Here is a 19,900-nt window from a genome sequence, read left to right on the forward strand (position 1 = left end):
TCGTTAGGGGAAAGGAATGCTAGATAAACAGGCATAAAAAATGGCCTCTCTTGAGACCATTTTTAGTTATCAATCTTTTATTCAGAAACTGGCGCTTTTTTGATATTACGCATCAAGGTCTCTAAACATTCACGATGATGGCTTAAGCGATGTTCAAGCAATTGGAAATCAACTTTAAGTTTGTGATCCATTTGATGGATCTTCTCAGCCATCGCTGCTTTCTTTGCTTGAAGCTCTTGCTCTTTCAGCTTCGCCCAATCATTTAAGGTATGGGTAAAGGCTTCATATTCTTGTGCAATACGCTGTTTCATTTGCACGATGTCAGTATTGACATCATGACCATAAATCGCCAAGTCGCGTTCAGCATATTTAAACTTCATCGCAAGCTCTGCTTTTTTGATATTAAAGCTTGGAATACGACGTAAGTTTTTCGCTAAACCAAGTTTAGAACTGGTCCAGATTAACCATTTTGTTGGGTCATATTGCCACCATTTCACCCCATTACGGTAATCGTATTGGAAGATGTGATGGTAATTGTGATAACCCTCACCCCAAGTGAAAATAGCCAACACAAAGTTGTCACGTGCCGTGTTTTCATCGGTATAAGGACGTTTACCCCACATGTGACACAGTGAGTTGATAAAGAAGGTTACGTGATGGCTAATGATCAAACGCAATAAACCGCCAAGTAAAATTACGCCCCAGATATCACCCGTTGCCCAACCAATACCACCCAATACACCAACATGAACTGCAATCACCATCGGTACATAGTATTTGTGTTGGAACATCACTAATTTGTCATTCATCAAATCAGGTGCATTTTTAAAATCTGGTTTAGATGGAGAATGATCGCGGATCATCCAGCCAAGATGGGCATACCAAAAGCCACGTTTGATTGAATACGGGTCTTCATCCACATCATCAACATGACGGTGATGGGTACGGTGGCCTGAAGCCCAGAACAAAATACTGTTTTGAACTGCGAATGTACCGCCAATCATCAATAAAATTTTAAGTGGTAAGGCTGCCTCATAAGCACGATGTGCCCAAAGACGGTGATAACCTGCGGTAATTCCTAGACTACTCAGTGCTAATAGGAAGAATAAACTGACCCATGCACTTACACTAAAATCATAATAATAGGCGTATAAAGGAATTAAAATGGCAGCAACAATTGGTGTTCCAATTAAGGTAATGCTAGCAGTCCAGTTAATGGGTGCTTTTTTGAGTGGGGCGGAAGTCATATCCGTCAGCGCTCCTAAAAACCTTGTTTGTACAAGATAATAAAACTAAACGAGATAGCAAAACCAATCATGACGATATATTGCTATTTTATCGCCGATATTAGCATGTCCAAATCAATTAGCACTAGCATTATTCTACAGTTGTATCGGAAGAACAGTAACAGAATTCATTTGTAAGATTGATCAATGAATTAAAAGGTGAAATAAATCAATGTCTGAGCAAATTACCGTGAAAAATCCTATTTTTTCTTTGAAGGCATTTTTTAACAAAACTTTAATATTATCGGCTGGTATCCTGCTCGCAGCATGCCAAAGTCAACCTACGCCCCCACAAAAAAACACCTTACAGCCCAAGCGTGTAACGCAAGCGCCGGCGATGCAAGTGCGTAAAAGCACCGATGGGGTTCAGGATGTGGAATGGCAGATCACCTCGATTCAGGGCAAACGTGCATTGTTCTTTAATCAATATCCAAGTTTTTCGCTCAATTCAGTTTCAAAAATGGTGGCGGGGCACACTGGCTGTAATCAGATTTATGGTCGCTATAAGTATGATTTTGCTCAAGGCAAGCTGGATTTTGATGTAATGGCACAGCATCAAAGTTGTGATAAGGCGTTGGCGCAAGAAGCAGACTTGATGGATGCGATACAGCGTGTTGAACGTTTTCAGTTGGAGGGTACCAACTTATACCTATTGGATGCCAAAGGGCAGCGTTTGATTCAAGCACAGCGAAAAAGATAACAAAAAAGGCGGAATGAGTTCCGCCTTTTTATTATTTTAAGTGTTGCAGCATGGTACTGGGTAGATCGGTAATTAAACCTTGAATTCCAAGTTGTTGTAGGTGCTTGGCGCGTACAACATCATTCACCGTCCAGACACTGATTGCAAGATTGGCTTGTTGGGTCCGTTGAATAATCTCATCGGTTGCCAGCAAATCTCCCCAACCAATCTGACAGCATTCATATTGTTGTGCCAGTTCAATCGCATATTCACCAATCGGGATTTCTACCAACAGTCCACGTTTAAACGAACTCTGTTGTTGCTGTAATGCAGCCAAGATTTTGACATCAAAACTGGTAATGGTCGCTGTTGTTTCAAAACCTTTTAAATCTTGTTGTAACTGCAGAACCAAACGTTCAGCCGCAGCTTCATCTGCAACCGCTTTAATCTCAACTTCAATATGCTCAAAGTCAGTGAGACAGTCTAAAACATGTAGCAGGCTCGGGGTATACTCTTCAAAGGCCCATGCTTGCCATTGATGGCGATGATCGAATTGCTGGGCTTCAACTAAGCTACTGTTTTCAACTTGTTGTGAACGACCTGCGGTGCGTACAAAATCATCATCATGAATCACCACCAAGTGGTCATCTTTTAGTTGACGTACATCAAATTCAACGGCACGTACACCTAAATCATGCAGATAGCGGAATCCACCTAAAGTATTTTCAGGCGCTTCGCCACGCGCACCACGATGACCAATAATTCGCATCTTTATCTACCCAAGAAATGATTATGCTTGATCGATACTGTCATTAATATTCTTTTGCCACAACACTTCGTTACCACCTTCAGCACGTTGTAAGGCACGTGAAGCAACGAACAACCAGTCTGATAAGCGATTCAGTAATTGTAATGCGGTTGTCTGAATATTTTGGTCACGATGATGTACCGACAATAAAGCACGTTCGGCACGACGGCAGACTGCACGGGCCTGATGTGCATAACTACATGCTAAAGTACCTGATGGCAGAATGAAGTCTTTTAACATCGGTAAAGACTCGTTCATGTGATCGATTTCTTTTTCCAGAAATTCGATGCATACAGGTTGAAGCAGGTGGTAATTTGGAATACACACTTCACCCCCTAAATCGAACAACCAATGTTGAATCAGGCTTAAGCTTTTGTCCCAGTGTGCTTTATTTTCAACTGTGCTGGCACTGATTTGTGCACGGAGCACACCAATGGTTGCATTCAGTTCATCAACATCACCGAGCGCAGCAATACGTAAATCATCTTTGGCAACGCGCGAACCATCCCCTAGGCCAGTTGTACCTGAGTCGCCTGTACGGGTATAGATTTTACTTAAACGATGTCCCATAGTTCTGTTTCTCTGATCCTGAAAATAAAAAGGGGATAATGTCGGTCAGAACATTACCCCGAAACTGGAGTTAAGAAAATATTTTTTATAATTTTATCACGCGATTAATAACGGAATGTGACACCCGCAGAAGCTAGGCGACCACCGTTGATGTAGTAACTACCACTACCGTAAGCGGTACGATATTTTGAATCACCTACATTCTGGATATTTGCAAAGACATCTACATTTTTATTTACTTTGTATTGCCCATGCATATCTACACGGAAGTGCCCAGGGATTTGAACATTATCAAATGCACTGTTGTCGTAATCACCATTCGCAAGCATAGTTGTCGAGAAGGTATATTGTTCATCGGTCCAACCTGCAGTTAAAGCAATATTTTGACGAGGACGACGACTTAGATCTTCATCATTTTTCTTATTTTTTGCACGCACATAGTTGTAGCTTAAATTGGTAAACAGGTTATCACCTTGCCATTTCACATAAAGCTCACTACCTTCCATTTTCGCTTTTTCAAGATTTCTCATTTGATTGAGAACACCGTCAAAATCAATGAGGTTGTCGACTTCGGTGGTATAGAGAGATATACCTGTTGAAATATTGTAAGCTAGTTTTTGATCTAGACCGATTTCGTAAGACAAGCTTTCTTCTGGCTTTAAGTCTGGGTTACCGCCATAAGCATACATATCATTAAGTGTTGGTGCTTTAAAAGCTGAACCAATATTGGTATAAACGCTGGTTAAAGGTAGAACTTGATAGCGAACTGATCCTTGAGCAACGGTATGTGTGCCGAACTTTTCATTGTCTTCAACTCGGATACCAACTTGGGTATTTAACCCAGCTTGATCGTATTTGTGTTGGATATAATAACCAGTTGAGTCAATATCTTCTTGGTATGGTGAGCCATAAGAAAGAACATCACCGTCAATATTACGGTGGGTTACACCAACCAAAAGCTGTTGATTTGGAGTAAAGCCCCATTGACCATAGATCTCAGATTCTTGGGTTTTACTATGCACAAAATCTGTCGAATTATTTTGATCTATTTCATCTTTAAATTGAGAGAAACGGGCATGTACTGCTAAATTCTCAAGAATATTTAAACGTCCTTTCACGTTAATGATTTCATTTTTAAAATCTTGAGAAACGAGTTTGCCAAAGTTGTCGTAATCGCTAGAACCTTGATTCTCACTGTAATCAACCGAAGCTGCATATTGCGCTTTATCAACCCCAACTTTTGCGCTATAGCCCTTTTGATCAAATGAAGCATCAGCTGCATTTTTGGCGTCTTTGACAGGGGTACCATCTGTTTCTAAGCGTTGTCCACGAATTTGAGCATAGAAGCCATTTTCAGCCAGATCTGCACCGATGACAGATTTATAAGTTTTATTTTCACCAATTTCACCTGTTACAAAAGCAGAGGTTTTTTCGGGTGTTTTTGAAATCAGCTGAACGACACCTGAGATTGCATCTGTACCATATAAAACAGAAGCTGGGCCTTTTAATACTTCAATTTGCTTAATGTCAGTTGTATCAATAAAAGGTAAAGAGGCTGTGCCCGAGGTTGCTGAATTCAGGCGAACACCATCTCTTAAAACAAGTGTTTGGTTTGAATTACCACCACGCAGGAAGATAGATGCTGTTTGTCCATAGCCACCGCTTTGTACCATATTGATTGAAGCGTCGGTTTCTAATAGTTGAGGTAAAGATGCGATTGGTGATTGTTCAAGGATTTTTGGTTCAATAATATTAATACGTGCTGGCACGTTTTTAATTGATTCGGGTGTTTTTGATGCCGTCACAACAATCGTATCTAGCGTCGCAGTTTTATCGCTTGATTGATCTTGAGCAAAAACAGGTGAAGAAAACCCCATTGCAATAGCAATAGCACCAACTAAACGAGTCGGTTGAAAAACAGTAGACATGCGCGCTCCAGACATTCACCCGTCGTGAATGATAATGTGGAAATAAACAACAAGCAGGTCTCCGGACTCCACTATAATCATCAAATAAATGATGTTACTCATCATCTTCCCACATCATACCGATGCAGTGATTTGGCGTTGAGCTGAGATGAGTGATTCGGTGTTACCGTTGCGAGGGCAGTGTTGGATTTACACCAACTTCCCTATAAACAAAAGAATTTGCTTTAGACTTGTTGCAAGATTACGCAAAGTATAAAGTGTTAACGTTTTTTAAACAATTGCATTTCCGAATGAACTTTGCCCAAAGCAAGTCAAATTGCATTACAATGCCAGAGTTTCAAAAATATTCAGTTTAAATTGGACAGCTCATGCGCCAAAGCCAAATGCGAACTCGCGCCAAGATTTGTGGAATTACTCGAGCACAAGATATCCAAGCCGTTGTCCAAGCCGGGGCAGATGCGATTGGTTTTGTGTTTTTTCCACCCAGTCCACGTCATGTCAGTATCGAGCAAGCCCAAAGCTTGGCAAAGCTGGTACCACCTTATGTGCAATTGGTCGGCTTATTTGTAAATGCCAGTGCTGAAGAAATTCAAACGGTGCTTGATTCCGTTGCTTTAGATGTATTACAACTACATGGCGATGAAACACCAGAACAATGTCAATTAATTGCAGCACACTGTAAACGCCGTTGGTATAAGGCCATTCAAGTCAAACCAGATTTAGATGTTGTGGCTGAAATCCAGCGTTATCAAGCAGCGGGAGCCAGTGCAGTCTTGCTTGATGCATGGCATCCTGAACTGAAAGGCGGCACAGGGCACAGTTTTGACTGGACCCAATTCCCACAACTTGAAATTCCACTTATTTTGGCAGGTGGCTTGACCCCTGAAAATGTCAGTGAAGCTATTGATACTACAGAGGCTTTTGCTGTAGATGTCAGCGGAGGCGTCGAGTCCGCAAAAGGTATAAAAGACCAACAACTGATTGAAAAATTTATGCAAGGAGTCCAACGTGGATCAGCAAAATAACGTGATTGACTACACCCAGTTTCCAGATGCTCAAGGGCATTTCGGTATTCATGGTGGACGTTTTGTATCAGAAACGCTGATGGCTGCACTTGAAGACCTCGAGAGTCTTTATGGTCGTATGAAGAATGATGCTCAATTCTTGGCAGAGTTTGACCGTGATCTTGCCTTCTATGTTGGTCGTCCTAGTCCACTTTATTATGCTGAGCGATGGTCTCAGCACCTCGGCGGTGCGCAAATTTACCTGAAACGTGAAGACCTGAACCATACGGGTTCGCATAAGGTTAATAACACCATTGGTCAGGCTTTATTGGCAAAGCTGTCGGGTAAAAAGCGTATTATTGCGGAAACAGGTGCAGGTCAACACGGTGTGGCAACAGCAACCATTGCAGCACGCTTAGGCATGGAATGTGTGGTGTACATGGGTGCTGAAGACGTGAAACGTCAGGCCATGAATGTCTATCGTATGCGTTTGTTGGGTGCAAAGGTGGTCCCTGTGCAGAGTGGTTCAAAAACCTTGAAAGATGCCATGAACGAAGCGATGCGTGATTGGGTCACCAATGTTGATAGCACCTATTATGTGATTGGTACCGTGGCTGGTCCACATCCATATCCACAGCTTGTTCGTGATTTCCAGTCGATTATTGGTCGCGAAGCGCGCCAACAAATCCAACAACAAGCAGGGCGTTTACCTGATGCTCTTGTGGCTTGTGTGGGTGGTGGTTCAAATGCGATGGGCTTGTTTTATCCATTCTTGAATGATCAAGACGTGAAAATGTACGGTGTTGAAGCCGCAGGCTATGGCATTGAAACAGGTAAACACTCTGCGCCATTGAATGCAGGTCATGTGGGGGTGTTACATGGTAACCGTACGTATTTGATGTCGGATGAACAAGGTCAGATCATCGAAACTCACAGTATTTCTGCTGGTTTGGACTATCCGGGCGTAGGTCCAGAGCATAGTTTCTTAAAAGATATGAACCGTGTTGAATATGTGCCAATTAATGATGATGAAGCCTTACAAGGTTTCCGTGATCTCACTCAAATCGAAGGGATTATTCCTGCGCTTGAAAGCTCTCATGCGATGGCTTACGTCACGAAACTTGCGCCAACCATGTCGAAAGATCAAATCATTATTGCCACTGTTTCAGGTCGTGGAGATAAAGACTTGATGACGGTTGCGCGTATTGATGGCGTTGAAATGGTCGAGATGTAAGTTTTCACAATGCCAAGTTTGTTTATGGTGATGTTGGGTGGCCGACATGCAAAAGCTAATACTGAAGTGCATGATGTGGTGATGACAATTGGTCACAGTTTGTCTGAGCTTACACCGCAGCTTAAACAGGCTTGGTTTGGGGAATTGAAAGGTTTACATATTGATGCTTGGGCACAGATTTCAGGTGTTCAATCACAAGGCGTGAATTATCAAATTCAGTTTTCTGATGCTGCACCACCTGCTTTAGCTGAAAAATTATATTTGATTAACTTAGGTGGATATTCACTTAATACTTTTGGTGAATTGCATAACTATCATTTGGTAGTTGCATCAGATGCCGTGATTGCAAAACAGTTGGGTAAGCAGTTTATCGAACAAGATTGGCATAAACCGCATACCGATCGTGTGGTCGATGTCGATGATTGTATTCCAATTGATCATGTTGCAGGGCGTTATATCCATTTAGTTCAAGGTGAGTTTAGCCCCACAATTTGGGAAAATACTTATCTGACCTTGGATTAATCAACAGATAAAATGAAAACAGGGAAGCTATGGCTTCCCTGTTTTTTAGCGTGTATGCAGTTAAGGTAGTACTTTGATTCGATCGGTTTTCGGTGCATTTAGCGGTGAGTACTGCACCACATATTTTTCAAGGGCATCGATATCTTGCCCGCCACCGACTGGATTTTTACCTTGTTTTAATACCGTGAAGTTATCACCGCCATCAGCAAGGAAGCTGTTGACCGTCACACGGTAAACCTTGTTATCATCCAACGCTTTTCCTGCCACCAAGATATTGCTGGCGCGTGGAGAAGTCGAGTTGTCTTTCTTATAAGCATAACTGAATTCTTTGGATGGCTGTAAAATCCGAACCGTTCCAGCATTCGCACCTGACCATTGCTGTTCTAGCACGTCACGGATCTGTTTGCCTGTCAGGCTAAGGGTCACAATTGAATTACCGAAAGGCTGTACGGTAAAGACATCGCCAAAGGTGATTTGATTACTACTATTCACCAATAAGTCGGCACGAACACCCCCTGGATTCATCAGGGTAAAGTCAGAGCCTTGATTACTTGCAGTCAAGGCCATCGCTTGTTGTGCATCGGCAATTAAATTACCAAGAGGGCTTTCACCGCTTTCGGTGGCATTGCGATTAATCACCGCATTGGCTGTACCGACCACACGGGCTGAAATGGTGGTGACGGCTTGGCGATATTTATCCAAAATCGCTTCAATACTTGGGGTTTTATTGAATTTCTCATAAAGATCAGTCAGGTTCACTGTGGTTGAACCAGAGCTATAGGCTTCACTTTGAATCGGAACTTGTTTGGCATCCTTCTTAATCACATCACCTGTTTTGCCATCCAGTTCTAATTGGATGTTGGTAATCGCCGTGCCATATTGTCCCGCAGACGTCAATAAAAACGGCTTTTGTGGATTTTTGGTTGCGTAATCACAAATATAAGATTGATGGGTATGACCAGAAACCACCACATCGACTGCAGGATCTAAGCGATCAAGGATACCGAGTAACGGACCGCTGAGACCATCACAGGTTTTTTTATTAAATTTGGTACTTGGTGCGACACCTTCATGCACCACCACCACAATCGCTTCAATACCTTGTTTCTTTAACTCAGGAATCAAGGCATTGACCGTATCTGCTTCATCATGGAAGTTGACATCTTTAATACCCGCAGCCGACACAATGCTCGGCGTCGCTTTCAAGGTCATGCCAATAAAGGCAACAGGAATGCCGCCATAAGTTTTGACTTTATAGGCTGGGAATAGCGTTTTCTTAGGATCAGCCTTCATCGAGACATTGGCAGCCAAGAAATTGAATTTGGCACCCTCAAATTTTGGATTGATCTGGCAGGGTTTAGCACTGGTATATTGCTGACAACCACCATTTTGCAAACGACGTAATTCATCTGTACCGCGGTCAAATTCGTGATTACCGACTGCATTGAAATCAATCTGAATGTCATTCATGGTCTCAATGGTGGGCTCGTCCAAGAACAACGATGATGTGAGCGGTGAAGCACTAATCAAGTCACCTGCTGACACGACGGCATTGTTTGGATATTGCGCACGTAGCTTTTTAATTGCATCCGCAAAATAACTCACCCCACCGACAGGAATACGTACGGTTTTACTATTATCGTTTGGATCATCGGCTTCAATAAAACGTTTTGGCGGTTCTAAATTGCCATGAAAATCATTAAACGCAAGGATATTGATATTTTGATTTTTGCGTTCAACGGTCGGTGTTTGGTTATTATCATTGTCGTCATTACATGCTGTTAAAGCCAGCATCATGAGACAGAGCATATTTGCTTTTAAGAATCGTTGAGTCGTCATGTTTTTTGATCGAGTGGTATAAGATTGTTTTTTAAAATAAAACTTATGTATGAATCTTTGATGAAATTATAAGCTAAAAAGTCCATTAAGCGCTTGGGTTTATCGGGTAAAATGCGAATTAAGTAGCACTTCTTTATATAGAAATAGTAGTAAATTTGATCACTTACAGTCTATTATGGACATAGATGCGATCTCGCAATCATGGAATATAAAATGGATTTGATACAAGCCAATGGCCAACCGCGTTATGGACGTTTTGAACAAGTCCCTTCGCGGATTAATCTGGACGACTATATTTATAAAACGCCTTATGGGCAGATACTGAAAGGTTGGCGCAAACAGCTTAAATATAAGAAATTTAAATTCTGTGGTTTGCAACATGCGCATTACAGCATTGGCGTGGCGATTGTTGATTTATCTTGGGCAGGACATGGTTTCTTTTATGTTTATGATCATCAAACCCAAAAAGTGATTGAGTGGAATGCGATTCAGCCCTTGGCATTCAAAACACAGCTTGATGAGCAACCCTTATTTAGTCAAAGCCATTTTAAGAAATCAGCCTATCAATTCGATATGCAACATGCCAATGGGGTGCGCTACATTCAAGTGACCAAACATGGTGAAGTACAACTGAAAGCCCGAATTTTTTGTGCGGGCACGGATGCTTTAAGTTTGTGTAGCCCGACGGGGATCAATGGCTGGACCTATACCCAGAAGCAAACCACACTGGCAGTTGAAGGATTCTTTATGAGTCCTGATCGACAACAGATTGAATTCAATGCACATAGCCTTGCTGCTTTGGATGATACCTGTGGTTTCCTACGTCCTGAAACAGCTTGGTTCTGGCTATCTTGCCAGTTTCGTGATGCACAGGATCGGCGAATTGGTCTTAACCTTGCTTCAGGAGTCAATGAAAGTTTTGGTAATGAAAATGCCTTGTGGGTCAACGGGCGTTTGTACCCTTTAACTGATGTATTATTCGAACAGCAAAATGAAAACACATGGTCGATTCGTTCTTTGGGTGGATGTTTAAACTTGATGGTGGAAACAGGTTGGTGTCGTTTTGAAAATATTAACCTGCGTTTGATTGGCAGCCAGTTCAATCAATGGCAGGCCAAAGTCAGCGGGACCATTGCACATGAGCAGGTTGAAGTGGTGTCATTAGATAATCAATATGGTTTGTTAGAACAGCACTATGCGAAGTGGTAGGCATACCGAATTGAGCGGTTTGAGTCATAATAATGGTTTAAGTTGGCTGTTTTTATCATCAGCTGACTTTGTCTCTAGTTCCTTGTAGTCCATATAAAATATTCATTTAATCGAGGGTGGTTAAATATAAAAATATGATTTTTAAGAAAAATTATTTTTTGAAGAAGCGTGAATCAAGCGTACAACAACATACATGTCATGTTCAATTTTTAAATTCAGTGTCAGCCAATCAGTTTTTCTTGCGACCTAAGCTTGCCGTACTTACATTTTTATTTCTATTGGGATGTTCTCATGAGAATAGTGATGTCTTTTTGACAAAAGAAATTCCAATGGCAAAAGTTGGAAGTCCTTATTATGCAGAAATACAGATGAAAGAATATGGTGTAATTGAAGATACTTTTGTTGTGGCATCAAATATTGATCAAAACAGTGGTTTGATTGTTTCATCAGATCAAGGGGAAAAACAATTTGCTCGGCATGCTTTGACGAAGATTGAGGGCACACCCACGAAGTCTGGTATTTATAAGATAAATATTTCTGGTACGGTCAGGGATGGATTAAAAGATTTTGATCAGGATTTTGTTTTAAAAGTTGAGGAAGAATAATTTTTCCTCGTCCCTGAATATATTCTCGCTGTTGTATTTAATGTTGCTGGTAAGTTTTTCATTAAATATTGCTTAAAAAATCATGTGTACTTTCTTGCAGATCATGTGAAGAAAGTACACCGTAATTGAAGACTTACTGATGAGGAGTGCAAGGCATTCTGCTTGTAGGCAATCCTTATTCAAACATTGAAATAAGAGCAATACCGAAATAAGATGATCTCATTGCAATATTGCCTTCGGTCATAGCCCTGCTTGCCAAAAAGCTTCACCCGCAGCAATCGGATCATTGGTTTTGGCTAAAGTATCAATCCAAACATCATACTGGCGAATAACTGGATGTTGATTTGGATGAAAATCTTTTTTAAACCAGTCGCTATATTGTGCTCTTTTTGCCGTTAAAATACCGTTGCGACCAAAGAACCATGGCAAGCCTTTACGTGCCATATCAAAACGTTGTCTCAAGTTGAAACCATCAGTTTTAAGCATTACATCGGTACGATACAGGGTAAAGCCAAACATCATCACTGTGGTGAACACTAGGGCAAAGCGACGGGTGGCTTCAGGCACTTCACCAACTTCACGCATCACATCAAAAGCCACATCACGATGTTCCATTTCTTCAATCGCATGCCAAGCAAAAAGTGCACGTACAAAAGGATCAGCCTCTGCTAGGGTTTCTTTTTTACTATAAAAGGTATCGGCCATTAGCGCCGTTAAATGCTCGGCAGCTGCGGTCATGGCAATGTTGTATTGTGGTGAGCGATTCTTGAGCTCAAAACGAAAAATTTTCTTTAAACGCGTCGTGAACTGGTCTACAGGCATGCCTTGATCTTTCATGACTTGGTTCATTTTGTCATGCGCAATACCATGCTGTGCTTCCTGACGAATAAAATCAGCCACACGTTCCTGTAAGTCTGGATCATCAATTTTGTCACGGAATAAACGGACACATTCAATAAAATAACGCTCACCATCAGGGAAGGTGAGGCTTAAAGCATCAAACATACGGGTACGGAACGGATCCCCCCCAAACCAGAAGCGTGGCGCTTGGTCGAGGTGGAAGTCCAGTTTGGTTCTGACAACAGGATCAACTTGATAGGAAACATGTGCATTCATCTTGACTATTCCTTGTTTTTCTTCATGTACTCAGTATGAAAAAAGTCCGATGAAATGTTTTGACAGTTACAGCCAAGTTTTATACAAATAACGACAGCTCAGGATGAGATTGACCCATGTCAGTTAAAATAATTATTGGCTATTTGCGTTTGTTTAATCGTGTTTTACAACAGGAACAAATTGATTTGTCTAAAGTTGTTGCACCTGAACTTTGGCAAGCCTTTCAAGCCTGTTTGGAAAACCCCGATGAGCGTGACTTTGATGTCGAACGTTACGCCTTATTGTTACAGGCTGCTCAAGCACACTTTACTCGTCCGATTACTTTGGTATTGGCAGAGCATGCCAATTTACAAGATTTAGGTTTGATGGGCTATTTGGCATCGACCAGTATTGATCTACAGCAAGCCCTGCAATTATTACAACGTTACTATTCGCTGGTGTTTAAACAAACCAATTTAGAGCAGCTCGATGTACAGCAATTCTCTGAATATATCCAAATTGTTTGGAGTGCATCCTATAGTGATTATCGGGAAATGTATGAACTCAATCTGGCCTTGATCTTTAAAATTTCGCAGTCGATTGTGCAAGATGCTTTAGTGCCACCGCAAATGATCCAATTTGGCTATGCGCCGCATACTGCACTTTATCATTTTGAAAAATTCTATGGTTGCCCGATTCAAATTCAGCAGGGGCAGTACGCCATCCGCTTTTCCAATCAAATTTTAAAGGCAAAAAGTATTGCCGCAGACCAGCAACTGAATCAAGTGTTATCCACTCAAGCGCAGCATTCATTGAATAGCGTGAGTTCTTTTGAAGTCCAACAGCAGCAATTTCGCCAAAAGATACATGCCTTTATCGAGCAAGGTTTATTGCAGCAGGAAGAGGTGCTGCAAAGTTATGTGGCGAAGCGTCTGCATTGTTCGGAACGAACGCTACAACGTCAGCTCAAAGCCCATGAGCTGAATTTTCAGGATGTGCTAGATCAGTATCGTTTGGAGCAGAGTAAGTTGTATTTGCAGCAAGGGAAGTCTTTTTCTGAAATTGCGGAGCGGTTGAATTATGCGGATCAGAGTGCGTTTGGACGGGCGTTTAAGCGTTGGACAGGCGTTACGCCCAAGCAGTTTTTGAAATCACTTTAGATTTTAGATCAGACTGCTAATCAAACTTTTAATTAATAAGTGAGTTTAGCTAAGGTTGTTTAATTGATGAATAATCAGATAGGTTTGATATTTCCCTTACTTTTCAGGGATGAAAAGTAACAAAAATCCTCTGTTGGACTGACGGTACGTCCTGAGCAAATTTTCAAGCACTGCTTTGAAATGCAGCGCAAGGCCAGTCCAACGGGCGACATCCATGTCGCCTGTCACGATAGTAGATTCTTGTCTAAATTAAAGCGTTATTGAGAGTGGGATTTGATCAGTAACCCAAACTTTCTATTGGTTTTTTAAACGTGGATAATTAAAGACAATGGCGAGTACTGCACAAACCGCAAGAATCCAGCAATAGTAGATATTGCCAATCAACTCAATTGGAGAGAGTTTGGCAATCGAACAGGCCAACAGTAGTTGCGCACCGTAGGGGATAATCCCTTGAACCACACACGAGAAAATATCCAGTAAAGCCGCGCTACGTTTTGGATCAACCCCGTATTCTCTGGCCACTTCACGTGCCATATCGCCAGATAAAATAATCGCGACGGTATTGTTGGCCACAAATAAATTAGAGAAGACCACCAGAAAGCTAATCCCGAATTCACCAGCACGTTGTTTACCGAATTTGAATAGACGTGTAATGGCATAGATCCGTTGGATCAACCACTGCAAACCACCTTCTTTTTGCATCAAGGTAGATAGTCCACCCAACAACATGGAAAGTAATGCCACTTCAAACATGCCAACAAAGCCATCATAAATCGCACTATTCAGTTTGAGAAGGTCAAAATCTGGTTTCTCAATCAGCCCCATCAACCCAGATAGAATTACTCCAATCATCAGCACTGCCAAGACATGCAGACGGGTAAAGGCGAGGAAAAACACAGCCAGATAAGGCAGAATCAGCCAGAGATCATAGGGCTGTGATTGAATCGCTTCCGCTTCGTGGCTCATTGAAATATAAACCAATAAGGTAATAATGGCCGCAGGGAGGGCAATCCAGACATTGACCCTGAATTTATCTCGAAGTTCAACATTCTGGCTACGGGTTGCAGCAATGGTGGTATCTGAAATCATCGATAAGTTATCGCCAAACATGGCACCACCGACTACAGCACCAATGGCATAGATGGGTGCAATATCAGTGGCTTGGGCGAAACCAAAGGCAATCGGGGCACAGGCTGCAATGGTGCCCATTGAAGTTCCCATCGCGGTTGCAATAAACGCGGCAATGATAAACAGCATCGGTAACACAAATTCTGGCGAAATCAGTGAAAGCCCCAACTGTACCGTTGCATCGACGCTGCCTATGGCACTGGAGACACTGGCAAAAGCACCTGCCAGCATAAATACCATAAACATCAGAATCAGATTGGGATGACTGGCACCTTGCAAAAATTCTTCAATTGCCGCATTGAGCTTTTGCTTATACAGCAGTAAAGCCAGAATTACAGCGGGAATCGCAGCAACAGGCGCTTTGACCTGATAGAAGGCAAATTCTGCCCCGATCATTGAATGATAGAGACCACTCCCGAGAAAGATGATCAAAAATACCAATAGCGGTAGCAAAGCAAGGGCATTGCTTTGTACTTTTTCCTGAGAGTGGGCAGACATAAAAATAAAAAGAAAACTTAAAAATTGCGGCTAGTATAAAGGAGCTTGGCTGATTTCTAAAATGCGATGAGATAAGCCCAAAATTAGGAAGCTTTGATCATTGAGAAAAAACTCAAAATATAGATAAATGTACACGAGGCGTTGTAAGTCGCAAGATTCACGGTCGCAATCACGTCAAACTCTGTTCAATGAACAAAAAATAGCGTTACAATGCAGTGTTTTTGTATGACTACAAACAACTCCTCAATTTATATAAATCAAGGAAAGCATAATCCTATGTCACGTCTTGCCACTCGTTTTGAACAGCTTAAATCTCAGCAACGTAAAGCGCTTGTTTCTTATGTGATGGCAGGTGACCCGCATCCACAAGTCACTGTTCCTTTACTTCATCAAATGGTTGAAGCAGGGGTCGATGTCATTGAACTGGGTCTACCATTCTCTGACCCAATGGCGGATGGTCCTGTGATTGCCTTAGCCGCTGAGCGTGCTTTGGCCGGTGGAACCAATACTTTAGATGCATTGGATATGGTGAAAGCCTTTCGTGAAAAAGATCAAACCACACCAGTCGTTTTGATGGGATATTTAAATCCAGTTGAAGTGATTGGTTATGAAAAGTTTGTTGCTTATGCGAAAGACTGTGGTGTTGATGGAATACTTTTGGTGGACTTACCGCCAGAAGAATCAAAGCAATTAGGTGAAGTTCTTAAACAAAATGGAATGGATCAGATCTTCTTGCTTGCACCAACCTCAACCGATCAACGTATCCAACATGTGGTCAATCAAGCCAGCGGCTTTGTTTACTATGTATCACTGAAAGGTGTGACCGGTGCAGCGACATTAGATACCTCTGAAGCGGCGGCGCGTATTGCAAAAATTAAGTCGAAGACCAATGTCCCTGTGGGTGTCGGTTTTGGAATTAGTGATGCAGCGTCTGCAAAAGCGATGGGTCAAGTTGCTGATGCCGTGATTGTAGGAAGTGCTTTCGTTAAATCTTTTGCGACATTGCCAGCGGATCAAGCTGCGCAACAGACGGTGAATAAAGTGAAGGAGCTTCGAGCTGCGCTCGATGAGTTAGTATGAGTCAAGAGTTAACATCAGGGAAGGTTCTTAGCCCTTCAACACCTTGGACAGAGCGTCATGTTCCTGGTATTCAGGTTGTAGATCAACAGCAAACATTCAAAGCAACGTTTACTGAGCCGACCATTGAATGTCCTGAGTGCCATGCACTGGTAACACGTACCGCAATGTCATTTAATGCCTATGTATGTCCTCAGTGTGATGAACACTTACGTATGCGCGCACGTGATCGTTTGAACTGGTTCTTTGATCAGGTGAATGGAGAGCTGGGCCAAGAATTTAGTGCCAAAGATCCATTAAAATTTGTGGATAGCAAAGCTTATCCAGATCGTATGCGTGAAGCGCAAGACAAAACGGGTGAGACTGAAGCACTGGTGGTCATGCAGGGTTCGTTGAAAGGCCTAGACCTGATTGCATGTGCTTTTGACTTTGACTTTATGGGCGGTTCGATGGGAACTGTGGTCGGAGACCGTTTTGTACAAGCGGCTGAACGTGCGATTGCCTTACATCAACCGATGATCTGTTTTGCTGCTTCGGGTGGTGCACGTATGCAAGAAGGCATGTTGTCTTTGATGCAGATGGCGCGTACAGCAGCTGCGATTCAAAAAATGAAAGAAGCACGTGTTCCATACTTAGTGGTACTCACTCATCCTGTTTATGGTGGTGTGACTGCTTCATTGGCAATGCTCGGTGATGTACATATTGCTGAACCAAAAGCGATGATTGGCTTTGCGGGTAAACGTGTGATTGAACAAACTGTGCGTGAAAAACTGGAAGAACCGTTCCAACGCGCAGAATATTTGCTTGATCATGGTGTGGTCGATCAAATTGTTCATCGTCATGCATTACGTGATACTGTATACAGACTTGTCGCTAAGCTGATGAATTTACCTTGAAACCACTCGCTCCACATGCAACAGATACATTAACAACATGGCTCGATTATTGGGGCCATGTTCACGTTACAGGCATTGATTTAGGCTTAGAGCGCGTTATTCCCGTCGCTGAAAAGTTGGGGGTAATGCAACCACAAGCGAAGGTGTTTACCGTCGCAGGAACCAATGGTAAAGGCTCGACCACGACGACTTTGGCTGCAATTTTAAATGCACAAGGGTATAAGGTTGGGCTGTATCAGTCACCGCATATTTATCGTTTTAATGAACGAGTTAAATTGGCAGGTACAGAGGTAGATGATCAAAGTCTGGTCGATGCGTTTGTTTTAGTGGATCAAGCCCGCCGTGAGTGTGGTTTAAGTTTATCTTTTTTTGAAGCAACCACTTTGGCTGCTTTTGTTATTTTTAAGCAGCAACAATGTGATGTTTGGGTACTCGAAGTTGGCTTAGGTGGTCGTCTTGATGTGGTCAATGTGATTGACCCCGATATTGCCGTCATTACCAATATTGGTTTAGACCATGTCGATTGGTTGGGTGATACCGTCGAAAAAATTGCATTTGAAAAAGCTGGTATTATCCGTTCAAATATTCCAGTCGTTTTTGCAGGTCAGCAGCAACTGCCACAAGCCATTCAAGAGAAAGTGGCTGAAACCCAAGCGCAGTTATACGCCTTAGATCGTGATTATTTTTATCAGCTCAATGATGATGGTGAAACCTGGTCATTTGCATCCTCGGGTACGACCTTAAGACTTCCAGTTGGACAACTGGCCTTAGATAATATTTCCACTGCAGTCGCAGCCGTACTGGTGAGTGGTGTTGAGGTTTCTCAGCAAGCGCTTGCCAGCGGGATTCAGCAAGCATGCTTACAAGGGCGTTTCGAAATACGTCAGATTCAAGATAAAACCGTCATTTTTGATGCTGGCCACAATGCGCATGGCGTCGAATTTTTATTGAAGCAGTTGCGAAAATTCCTAAAATACAATAAACAGTACACAGAAGTTGTTGCAGTATTTTCAATGTTGGCTGATAAAGACATTCCATCGGTCACTGATTTACTAAAAACAACAGTAAAAGATTGGTTTATTGCTAATTTAGATGTGCCGAGAGCCGCACCAGTGCAACAAATCCAAGAAGCACTGCAAGGGCAACAGGTGCATGAGTTTGGCAGTATCCAGCAAGCGTTTGAAACTGTGCTGAAACAAGGTCATAACAATCAGCTGATTTTAGTCTGTGGTTCGTTTCATACTTTAGAAGCGGTCTGGGAGTATTTAGAAGAATGTCGATGAATAACAAACAACGCTGGATGGGTGGCGTTGTTCTATTAGGTGGTGGTGTTTTATTGGCAGCATTGCTTCTGAAAGGTAATGAAGAAATAGAGCAAGATCAGACTCAAGCGACCGTTACTCATCCGATTCCCAAAACAGAGTCTAAGCCAAAAACAGCTCAGCCTGCTCAAGAGAGTGAAATGGTTTCTCTACAACCTTTGGCGGTTGATGTTGAAACCGAAAAGCGTTTGCTTGAAGAACAACGTCGTTCACGTGAGAAAGCGGTGGCTGAACAAGAAGCACGTGCCGCTGAATTTTTAAAGATGCAGCAGCAGGCTGAAGCAGCAGCAGCGCGTAAGGCAGCCGAAGAATATGCAGCGATTAATGCGCGTCGTGCAGCTGCTCAGGAAAGTTCAGACAACATTCCGCCAGAGCTTGTTGAAGATGAGAAAGCCAAGGCACAGCGACTTGCAGATGAAAAGAAGCGCGCTGAGCAGCAGAAAACAACAGCTCAACAGAAGTCTGATGCTGAAAAGAAGTTAGCTGAGGATAAGCGTAAAGCCGAAGCTGACAAGAAAGCAGCTGAAGATAAACGTAAAGCTGAAGCGGATAAGAAAGCAGCTGAAGACAAGCGTAAAGCTGAAGCGGATAAGAAAGCAGCTGAAGACAAGCGTAAAGCAGAAGCTGACAAGAAGGCAGCTGAAGACAAGCGTAAGGCAGAAGCTGACAAGAAAGCAGCAGAAGACAAGCGTAAAGCTGAAGCAGACAAGAAAGCCGCCGAAGATAAACGTAAAGCAGAAGCAGACAAGAAAGCCGAAGCTGAAAAAGCACGTGATCTGATGGAAAATGGTGATAAGAAATGGATGGTACAAGTGGCGCTAGCCGCAAACCAAGCCAATGCGGATGCGGTCGTGTCTAAATTACGTGCCAAAGGTTATAAAGTGACGACGAGTCCGACCTCGAAAGGGATTCGGATTATGGTTGGCCCAGCCAAAGACCGTGACATTGCTGATGCAACCCGTAAGAAAATTACCACAGATGAAAGCTTAAATATGAAATCGGCTTGGGTGATTGATTGGGTTCCGCTTGATCAGCGATAA

Annotated in this window: 18 protein-coding genes and 1 riboswitch; of the genes, 11 read left to right on the forward strand and 7 right to left on the reverse strand. The window is 42.5% G+C overall.

Annotated features, from left to right (window positions below; all coding sequences use genetic code 11):
- Window positions 1-77 precede the first annotated feature (77 nt).
- Entirely contained in the window at window positions 78-1,247 is a 1,170-nt protein-coding gene (locus F957_RS17095) for an acyl-CoA desaturase (RefSeq protein WP_016540655.1), read from the reverse strand.
- A gap of 211 nt (window positions 1,248-1,458) precedes the next feature.
- On the opposite strand from F957_RS17095, the gene F957_RS17090 reads away from it, so the two are divergent.
- Window positions 1,459-1,986 (forward strand): META domain-containing protein, encoded by a 528-nt coding sequence (locus F957_RS17090; RefSeq protein ID WP_016540654.1) that lies wholly within the window; start codon window positions 1,459-1,461, stop codon window positions 1,984-1,986.
- 31 nt (window positions 1,987-2,017) lie between these two features.
- Here F957_RS17090 and F957_RS17085 read toward each other — a convergent pair whose 3' ends face one another.
- The 3 genes from F957_RS17085 to F957_RS17075 all read right to left on the reverse strand — a co-directional run bounded on the left by F957_RS17085 (window position 2,018) and on the right by F957_RS17075 (window position 5,271).
- Complete coding sequence (locus tag F957_RS17085) at window positions 2,018-2,734, reverse strand: glycerophosphodiester phosphodiesterase (RefSeq protein ID WP_016540653.1); 717 nt, start codon at window positions 2,732-2,734, stop codon at window positions 2,018-2,020.
- A gap of 21 nt (window positions 2,735-2,755) precedes the next feature.
- On the reverse strand, window positions 2,756-3,343 hold the full coding sequence (locus tag F957_RS17080) for a cob(I)yrinic acid a,c-diamide adenosyltransferase (protein WP_016540652.1): 588 nt from the start codon (window positions 3,341-3,343) through the stop codon (window positions 2,756-2,758).
- Between the two features lie 104 nt (window positions 3,344-3,447).
- A complete protein-coding gene (locus F957_RS17075) occupies window positions 3,448-5,271 on the reverse strand; it encodes a TonB-dependent receptor plug domain-containing protein (RefSeq protein WP_016540651.1) in 1,824 nt (607 codons plus the stop codon).
- A gap of 35 nt (window positions 5,272-5,306) precedes the next feature.
- Window positions 5,307-5,520: riboswitch (cobalamin riboswitch) on the reverse strand.
- A gap of 119 nt (window positions 5,521-5,639) precedes the next feature.
- Between F957_RS17075 and F957_RS17070 the strand changes: the two genes are divergently transcribed.
- Genes F957_RS17070 through F957_RS17060 form a run of 3 tightly spaced genes read left to right on the forward strand, consistent with a single transcriptional unit; the run spans window position 5,640 to window position 8,031 of the window.
- Window positions 5,640-6,296, forward strand: coding sequence for a phosphoribosylanthranilate isomerase (locus F957_RS17070; RefSeq protein ID WP_016540650.1), 657 nt, complete (start codon window positions 5,640-5,642; stop codon window positions 6,294-6,296).
- The gene (gene trpB, locus F957_RS17065) at window positions 6,280-7,509 is read left to right on the forward strand and encodes a tryptophan synthase subunit beta (protein ID WP_016540649.1); all 1,230 of its coding nucleotides are present in this window, start codon (window positions 6,280-6,282) and stop codon (window positions 7,507-7,509) included. The genes F957_RS17070 and trpB overlap by 17 nt, the downstream gene beginning before the upstream one ends.
- A 9-nt stretch (window positions 7,510-7,518) precedes the next feature.
- Window positions 7,519-8,031 carry a DUF1543 domain-containing protein gene (locus F957_RS17060; RefSeq protein WP_016540648.1) on the forward strand — a complete coding sequence of 171 codons (513 nt, stop codon included), beginning with the start codon at window positions 7,519-7,521 and terminating at the stop codon, window positions 8,029-8,031.
- Window positions 8,032-8,091: 60 nt separating this feature from the next.
- Here the strand turns inward: F957_RS17060 and F957_RS17055 are convergent, their stop codons facing one another.
- Window positions 8,092-9,870 (reverse strand): bifunctional metallophosphatase/5'-nucleotidase, encoded by a 1,779-nt coding sequence (locus F957_RS17055; RefSeq protein ID WP_016660164.1) that lies wholly within the window; start codon window positions 9,868-9,870, stop codon window positions 8,092-8,094.
- Between the two features lie 213 nt (window positions 9,871-10,083).
- On the opposite strand from F957_RS17055, the gene F957_RS17050 reads away from it, so the two are divergent.
- Both F957_RS17050 and F957_RS0120485 read left to right on the forward strand, forming a co-directional pair.
- On the forward strand, window positions 10,084-11,079 hold the full coding sequence (locus F957_RS17050) for a DUF2804 domain-containing protein (RefSeq protein WP_016540646.1): 996 nt from the start codon (window positions 10,084-10,086) through the stop codon (window positions 11,077-11,079).
- A gap of 158 nt (window positions 11,080-11,237) precedes the next feature.
- Window positions 11,238-11,684, forward strand: coding sequence for a hypothetical protein (locus tag F957_RS0120485; RefSeq protein WP_228129628.1), 447 nt, complete (start codon window positions 11,238-11,240; stop codon window positions 11,682-11,684).
- Window positions 11,685-11,924: 240 nt separating this feature from the next.
- On the opposite strand, the gene F957_RS17045 is transcribed toward F957_RS0120485, so the two are convergent.
- Window positions 11,925-12,800 carry a metal-dependent hydrolase gene (locus F957_RS17045; RefSeq protein ID WP_005206151.1) on the reverse strand — a complete coding sequence of 292 codons (876 nt, stop codon included), beginning with the start codon at window positions 12,798-12,800 and terminating at the stop codon, window positions 11,925-11,927.
- Between the two features lie 116 nt (window positions 12,801-12,916).
- Between F957_RS17045 and F957_RS17040 the strand changes: the two genes are divergently transcribed.
- A complete protein-coding gene (locus F957_RS17040) occupies window positions 12,917-13,939 on the forward strand; it encodes an AraC family transcriptional regulator (RefSeq protein ID WP_016540644.1) in 1,023 nt (340 codons plus the stop codon).
- 294 nt (window positions 13,940-14,233) lie between these two features.
- On the opposite strand, the gene F957_RS17035 is transcribed toward F957_RS17040, so the two are convergent.
- Entirely contained in the window at window positions 14,234-15,565 is a 1,332-nt protein-coding gene (locus tag F957_RS17035; protein ID WP_016540643.1) for a Na+/H+ antiporter NhaC family protein, read from the reverse strand.
- A 276-nt stretch (window positions 15,566-15,841) separates the two neighbouring features.
- Here F957_RS17035 and trpA point away from each other — a divergent pair, with 276 nt between their 5' ends.
- From trpA to F957_RS17015, 4 genes are read left to right on the forward strand one after another with little or no spacing between them, the layout of a single operon-like run.
- Window positions 15,842-16,645 (forward strand): tryptophan synthase subunit alpha, encoded by an 804-nt coding sequence (gene trpA, locus F957_RS17030; protein ID WP_005269294.1) that lies wholly within the window; start codon window positions 15,842-15,844, stop codon window positions 16,643-16,645.
- Complete coding sequence (gene accD, locus F957_RS17025) at window positions 16,642-17,538, forward strand: acetyl-CoA carboxylase, carboxyltransferase subunit beta (protein ID WP_016540642.1); 897 nt, start codon at window positions 16,642-16,644, stop codon at window positions 17,536-17,538. The genes trpA and accD overlap by 4 nt, the downstream gene beginning before the upstream one ends.
- Window positions 17,535-18,821: a bifunctional tetrahydrofolate synthase/dihydrofolate synthase gene (folC, locus tag F957_RS17020; RefSeq protein WP_016540641.1), complete on the forward strand. Its 1,287-nt coding sequence runs from the start codon at window positions 17,535-17,537 to the stop codon at window positions 18,819-18,821. Before accD ends, folC begins: the two co-directional genes overlap by 4 nt.
- A complete protein-coding gene (locus F957_RS17015) occupies window positions 18,812-19,900 on the forward strand; it encodes an SPOR domain-containing protein (protein WP_016540640.1) in 1,089 nt (362 codons plus the stop codon). Before folC ends, F957_RS17015 begins: the two co-directional genes overlap by 10 nt.

Origin of the sequence: Acinetobacter gyllenbergii CIP 110306 = MTCC 11365, assembly GCF_000413855.1 — a bacterium.
Taxonomy (GTDB): domain Bacteria; phylum Pseudomonadota; class Gammaproteobacteria; order Pseudomonadales; family Moraxellaceae; genus Acinetobacter; species Acinetobacter gyllenbergii.